Here is a 560-nt window from a genome sequence, read left to right as displayed (position 1 = left end):
GCGTCAGCTGCGCCAACGCCACGATGCCCCGGGCCGCGGCATCTATGGGCGCGAGGATCGCTGGCCCGGAACCCTGGCGGCTGACACGGACGTTCAGGCTGTCGTTTTCGGCGTAGTCGCGCTTGACCTGAAGCTCGGTCAGGTCGTTTTCGCGCAGGAGTTCCGCCAACGCCTGGATGAAGCTCACGTCGGTCTCGTGCGGCGTATTCTTTGTCATTCTGTCCTCAGCCGGTTGTCTGTCGCCAGGGGATATCAACTGCGCGGCTGGATCACCACGCTGCGGGGCGCATACACCAACCAAACGACGGTGGAAAGCAACACCGCACGATTTTGGCCCCGTTGATCTCTCCGGTGACCGTAACGCCCTGTCCCGGAATGGCCGGGGCCGCGCGCTGCACGGCCCCCGCGATGCGATCGCACTGCGGTCGGATCAGGTGTTCATTCTGTTTTCGATGAGGTCGTCGACGACGGAGGGGTCTGCGAGTGTTGATGTATCTCCGAGGGCGTCGTAGTCGTTTTCGGCGATCTTGCGCAGGATGCGGCGCATGATCTTGCCGGAG

The 560-nt window shown here is 63.2% G+C and carries 1 pseudogene; it reads right to left on the bottom strand.

The annotated features are described in order from the left end of the window. Positions 1-217, bottom strand: a pseudogene (locus ACH107_RS33405) (acetyl-CoA carboxylase, biotin carboxyl carrier protein); the annotation flags it as partial. Positions 218-560: the final 343 nt, after the last annotated feature.

It is taken from the genome of Roseovarius halophilus (ex Wu et al. 2025) (assembly GCF_047086965.1).
The sequence above is the reverse complement of the archived record's forward strand: the minus strand, read 5'-3'. Positions and strand labels throughout refer to the sequence as shown.